Source organism: Niallia laureatilytica, assembly GCF_046613985.1.
Classification (GTDB): domain Bacteria; phylum Bacillota; class Bacilli; order Bacillales; family Cytobacillaceae; genus Niallia.
Map to the genome: position 1 here is coordinate 1 of NZ_JBKKHP010000028.1, position 4456 is coordinate 4456.

Sequence of the window (4456 nt, forward strand, 5' to 3'; positions counted from 1 at the left end):
GAAGGCTTTTACGTTTTTGTAGGTGCTCATGGCATTTTCGGCGGCGCTGATTCCTTTTGCGGCTGAATAGATGCCTTTTCCGCCTTTAACTGCTCTGCCTGCCCAGCCGACGACTGGGATAAAGCCGGCTAATACCATACCGCCTGCTGCTAAGCGCTGTGCGGTTGACATCTTTTCGCCTGTGACGGGATCGACGCCTTCGACTGCGCGCTTGTAATCATAATAGCCGGTTAATTTATAGAAATGTTTACTATAACTCTAGCTTCTCATAAAAAAACCTGATTTCCTAAAAGAGAAATCAAGTACTTTATAGTTAAGTATTTTAATAATCATAGTTTAAAAATTTTCTTATTTAGTAAATACTACTCGGAATAAGGGTTATAATCTATTTCAGCCTTACTTAGACCATCCAATACTGTCTCTATCCTATTAGTCAAGTTTGCAATTTCTTCTTGTGTCAGTTCGTTTGTAACATCTAAATCTTTAAACATACTTAATCTCTTTGTTATACCTTCAACATAACCAATAAAGACCTTATTTTTGGATAACAATATTTCACCTACAGCAGTATCAACAATAAAATCTTCTATCTTTCCAAGATTTATATACTCATTAACAGTTCTTGCTATTGCATATTCATGTCCCCTATTTAATTTTAAATAATCATTATATTCTTCATTAATTGCCTCAAATATTTCATGATAATCCCAGTCTTCCACGAAATCACTCCTCTTCCAGCTTTTTCATACTGACCCTCTTGCTCTTTCACTCTATCAATTATACGTGCTTCTGTTACTGAATCTATTTGCTTCCAAGTGCCTCATTCCATGTTTGGCTTTCTGTACAGATTAAGTTTACTTAGAGTCTTTATAAGTATTTACTCGATTTCGTTTAATACTGCTTTTATTTCATTCCCTTCCAAAACAGTCATATATTCATTTGATAAAGCAGGATTGGATGATTTCTGGTTTAATTTTTAGTGTTGATAAGTATATAGAGCATATAACTCGAGGCAAAACTAAACAAGCTGAGTCCAGTAGAATACCGAACTCAGATCTTGGAAACTGCCTAAATATATTGTCTAACTTTTTTGGGTCAGATCACAAAGAAGTGCTTTAAGTTCATATGTTTTTTATGTAGCATAAATTTTGTAGGTCTTAGCTTAATTTTATGTTACCATATATACATCTTTCTATAAAAAACTGCAGTCCAATAGTATCTAACACTTGGGCTACACACTTCATATCCTACATTTTTTTCATATAAATGTTCTTAGTATATTATTTTTGTAACTTTAAACTAGAAATTAACTCATCTAGACTATCCGAAATCACTTCGAACGTACCTCGTTCAAAATCTTCCAATTCAACCTTACCACTTACATTATCTAAAACAACTATCAAACCGTTCCCCTCTATACCTATTGGAGTCTTATCAAGCTTATTATGATTGTTTTTATATCCTTCTAAAACACTTTCGAAGGAATCCAATTCAATATTTGGTAATACAGGTTCTAACTTAATATAATGATTACCAATAAATCCATCTAAATCAGCAAACCAATAAGAATTAAAATAGTCATCAATTGAAGTGTGCAGTTTAATTTCAAATCTTTCCTCAATCGTCGTTAAATCATTCTTATTATCTTTTTCAATAGGTTTCCATGAAATTTCTTCTTCATCATCCATTTCACCTTGATATATAAATGAATCAACTTCTTCGTTATATGGCATTTTAAATAAAAAATCTAACCCTTTATCAAAATATTCTTTTCTTAAATTAAAATATTTGCTCATAGCATCCTTCATTACCAAAATAATCACCCTTACTTTTCTAAGAATTTTTCTAATAGTTCAGCATATTTTTGTATCAATACTTTCGCCATATTAGAGCGCCAGAATCGTGATGTATCCAACACAACAACATAGCTTACTTGTTTATACGCCATATCGGACAATAGTTCTTGTAGTCCATCACTTTCAACTGTTAATCCCTCCTCATCAACAGTCGCTCCGCTTAATCTCTATCTTCATACACACGAAGTAGTTCTAAATTATTTTTGTTACAGTAACGTTCACTCTCTTCTACTTGATTGGCTAAACTATACTCATCATGTGCTTGTAAACTCGTATGTAACCAACTACTTACTTTCCCATCATAAATACCTCCCGTTGATATTGGTCTAATAACTCCATTAAGCCATTTACCAAAAAGTCATTGGGGTCTTTCTTATGGATACTGTACATAGGTTGTTCAATGCTTTTAATGTCACAGTCATATTTCTTCAGCTCTCGTTGTATCAGCACATTCACAATATCTGAGCGCCATAATCGTCTTGTATTGAGCACTACCACATAATCAATATGGACAAACGAAAGGTGAGCCTGTAAGCCCCCCTGTCTATTTCAAATGCTTCGTCATTCAATTTGGCGCCACTAATTCTTTCATCTCTAAAAATATGAATCAATTTCCAACCTTGTTCCTTACAGTACGCTTTAATTTCGTCTTCTTGATATTTCAAGCTGTATCCATCTCTTGCTTGACCTTTGTTGAGACTCGTAAATACCCTAAAACGTTCAAATACTCACCCTCCCGTTACATAATTTTTATTTTCGTAACGCTTTTTAACGAATAGCGAGTATTATACGACCGTCTCTTGTAAAAATACAACACAATTTTTGTCTGCCCTGTTGCTAAACTAGTTACCTTCTTACGTAACCTACCTTTTATCGCCACGAGCTTTGTCATTCTCGTTAGTTTTTTAGCCATTCCCTGTCATAACTACCCCTGCCATATAAAATGTCATCTCGCCTAATTATCGTACTTTTCTTACTATCCAAGTATTAAAACGATACTCCTTGATGGTACAACCATCATGAGCTTTCGATTTTCATGTAAATCATTTTCTTTTTGTCTCACTCAAAAATTCTCACTTTCTTTTTATTCACTAGATTTATGTATCTATATCGTTACCCCTTTATCATTACGAGTTTTGTCATTTTCATTAGTTTGTGTGTTTTGCAGTATCATAAGTCCTCTTGGAATGTAAAATGTCATCTCGTCTGGTTATCGTGCTTCTCGCAAAATCCAAATATTAAATCAATACTCCATTATGGTACTACCTTCATGAGCTTTGAATTTCAAACTGGTCTCATTCATGTTGTTCTTACTTCACCAAAAACAAAAGCACCTGTTGCCTAAAAGGCAACCAAGTGCTTTATAGTTTACTTTTCTTCAAATTCCTTCATTCTCTCTAATAAATCAAAATCTAGCTGTTCTTTGTTTTGACTTATATATTTATATTCAAAATACTTAATTCTATCTGTTGGACCAAATTCACTTTCATGCCAATTTGTATAATCAAAATGTACGTTTAATTTACCTGTATCATTCAATATTAATGTCACTGAAAACCAAGATTCTTGGTCATTATCAGTAAAAACTTTTTGGAGTTCAACAGTAAGTTGAAATAATTTATGTAGTTCTTTATTATAAGCCCTCTTATCTACACTATATAATTTTGGAATATAATGTGAAAAAATGTGTTGTTCCTCACCTTTTGGCGTAAAAAAGAAGAAAACTCCTCCTTCTCCTTCCTTAACTTCACCATTAAAATAGAAATTATCCCATTCAGTTGGAATCATATCGTTAACCTGTTGTGCAATTTCTTTATATAACTCGTTTAATTCTGTTTCAAAACTCATCAATATCAGCCTCCTGATTTATTTGCAATCTCGCGAATCACTGGAAATTGGCCTTCAATTTCATATTCGACCATAAAGGAATCTGGTCGCATTGAATTATTAGAATAGATCGGTTCAATACTAACAGAGACTTTCTTGGGTGGTACCTCTTTCAATGCATTGGCCCATTCAGTCTCCATTTCGTACCAAACTCCACCCCTCCTATTAATTTGACTATTTTGTGGTACAAGATTATCAATATCAGGAGGACCATTAAATTGTGCTCCTATTAAATGTCCGCCATCATCATCTGGTAATCTTTCTCTTCCCCCTACATTTGCCCTGAGCGTATTTATTTCTATTAGCCTTTTTCAATACAAGTTCGGGAGCATATACATTTACAATACGTCCAAGTTCATCGGTAGTATATTTGTAGTTATCATTGGTTACGTACTTAGTATTTGGGAGTAGTTGTTTCTTACCATTTTCACCTTTTATTATGTGCTTTCCAAAATCAATTTCTTTAACTTCGTTGACTATATTACCATTACCCGTACCCTTACCAGCATCAACAACACCACTACCACGCCCACTCAACATAATCAAATACTCGCTCTTATCCCCACTAACCTTCCCAACATCAGCCCTGCTCTCAGCTTTCATGTAGGAACTCATATTACCAACCCCACCCGCAAACGCTGCATTAGGAGAAGTATTAAGACTACGTCCAAGATCATCCATAAACGCTCTTGAAACGTCCGCTCCTTGCTTGC

5 protein-coding genes and 3 pseudogenes are annotated in these 4456 nt (G+C 34.2%); all 8 read right to left on the reverse strand.

Annotated features, from left to right (window positions below):
- Positions 1-237 (reverse strand): annotated as a pseudogene (locus tag ACLIJJ_RS26645) (pre-toxin TG domain-containing protein); the annotation flags it as partial.
- A 125-nt stretch (positions 238-362) separates the two neighbouring features.
- Positions 363-719, reverse strand: coding sequence for an Imm3 family immunity protein (locus ACLIJJ_RS26650; RefSeq protein WP_341078979.1), 357 nt, complete (start codon positions 717-719; stop codon positions 363-365).
- A gap of 561 nt (positions 720-1280) precedes the next feature.
- The gene (locus tag ACLIJJ_RS26655; RefSeq protein ID WP_251648139.1) at positions 1281-1796 is read right to left on the reverse strand and encodes a SecY-interacting protein Syd; all 516 of its coding nucleotides are present in this window, start codon (positions 1794-1796) and stop codon (positions 1281-1283) included.
- A 65-nt stretch (positions 1797-1861) separates the two neighbouring features.
- Positions 1862-2132 (reverse strand): annotated as a pseudogene (locus ACLIJJ_RS26660) (recombinase family protein); the annotation flags it as partial.
- 36 nt (positions 2133-2168) lie between these two features.
- Positions 2169-2580, reverse strand: a pseudogene (locus tag ACLIJJ_RS26665) (recombinase family protein); the annotation flags it as partial.
- 644 nt (positions 2581-3224) lie between these two features.
- Positions 3225-3704 carry an immunity protein YezG family protein gene (locus ACLIJJ_RS26670; protein WP_411412005.1) on the reverse strand — a complete coding sequence of 160 codons (480 nt, stop codon included), beginning with the start codon at positions 3702-3704 and terminating at the stop codon, positions 3225-3227.
- 5 nt (positions 3705-3709) lie between these two features.
- Positions 3710-4045, reverse strand: a complete 336-nt coding sequence (locus ACLIJJ_RS26675) for a DNA/RNA non-specific endonuclease (protein ID WP_411412006.1) — start codon at positions 4043-4045, stop codon at positions 3710-3712.
- The coding region (locus tag ACLIJJ_RS26680) for a DNA/RNA non-specific endonuclease (RefSeq protein WP_489685872.1) at positions 3990-4456 on the reverse strand (467 nt) is incomplete at its 5' end. The genes ACLIJJ_RS26675 and ACLIJJ_RS26680, both read right to left, overlap by 56 nt.

Excerpts from the sequence above, each read along its gene's own strand:
- ACLIJJ_RS26655 (WP_251648139.1), bottom strand. The coding sequence starts at position 1,796 with ATGAGCAAATATTTTAATTTAAGAAAAGAATATTTTGATAAAGGGTTA.
- ACLIJJ_RS26670 (WP_411412005.1), bottom strand. The coding sequence starts at position 3,704 with ATGAGTTTTGAAACAGAATTAAACGAGTTATATAAAGAAATTGCACAA.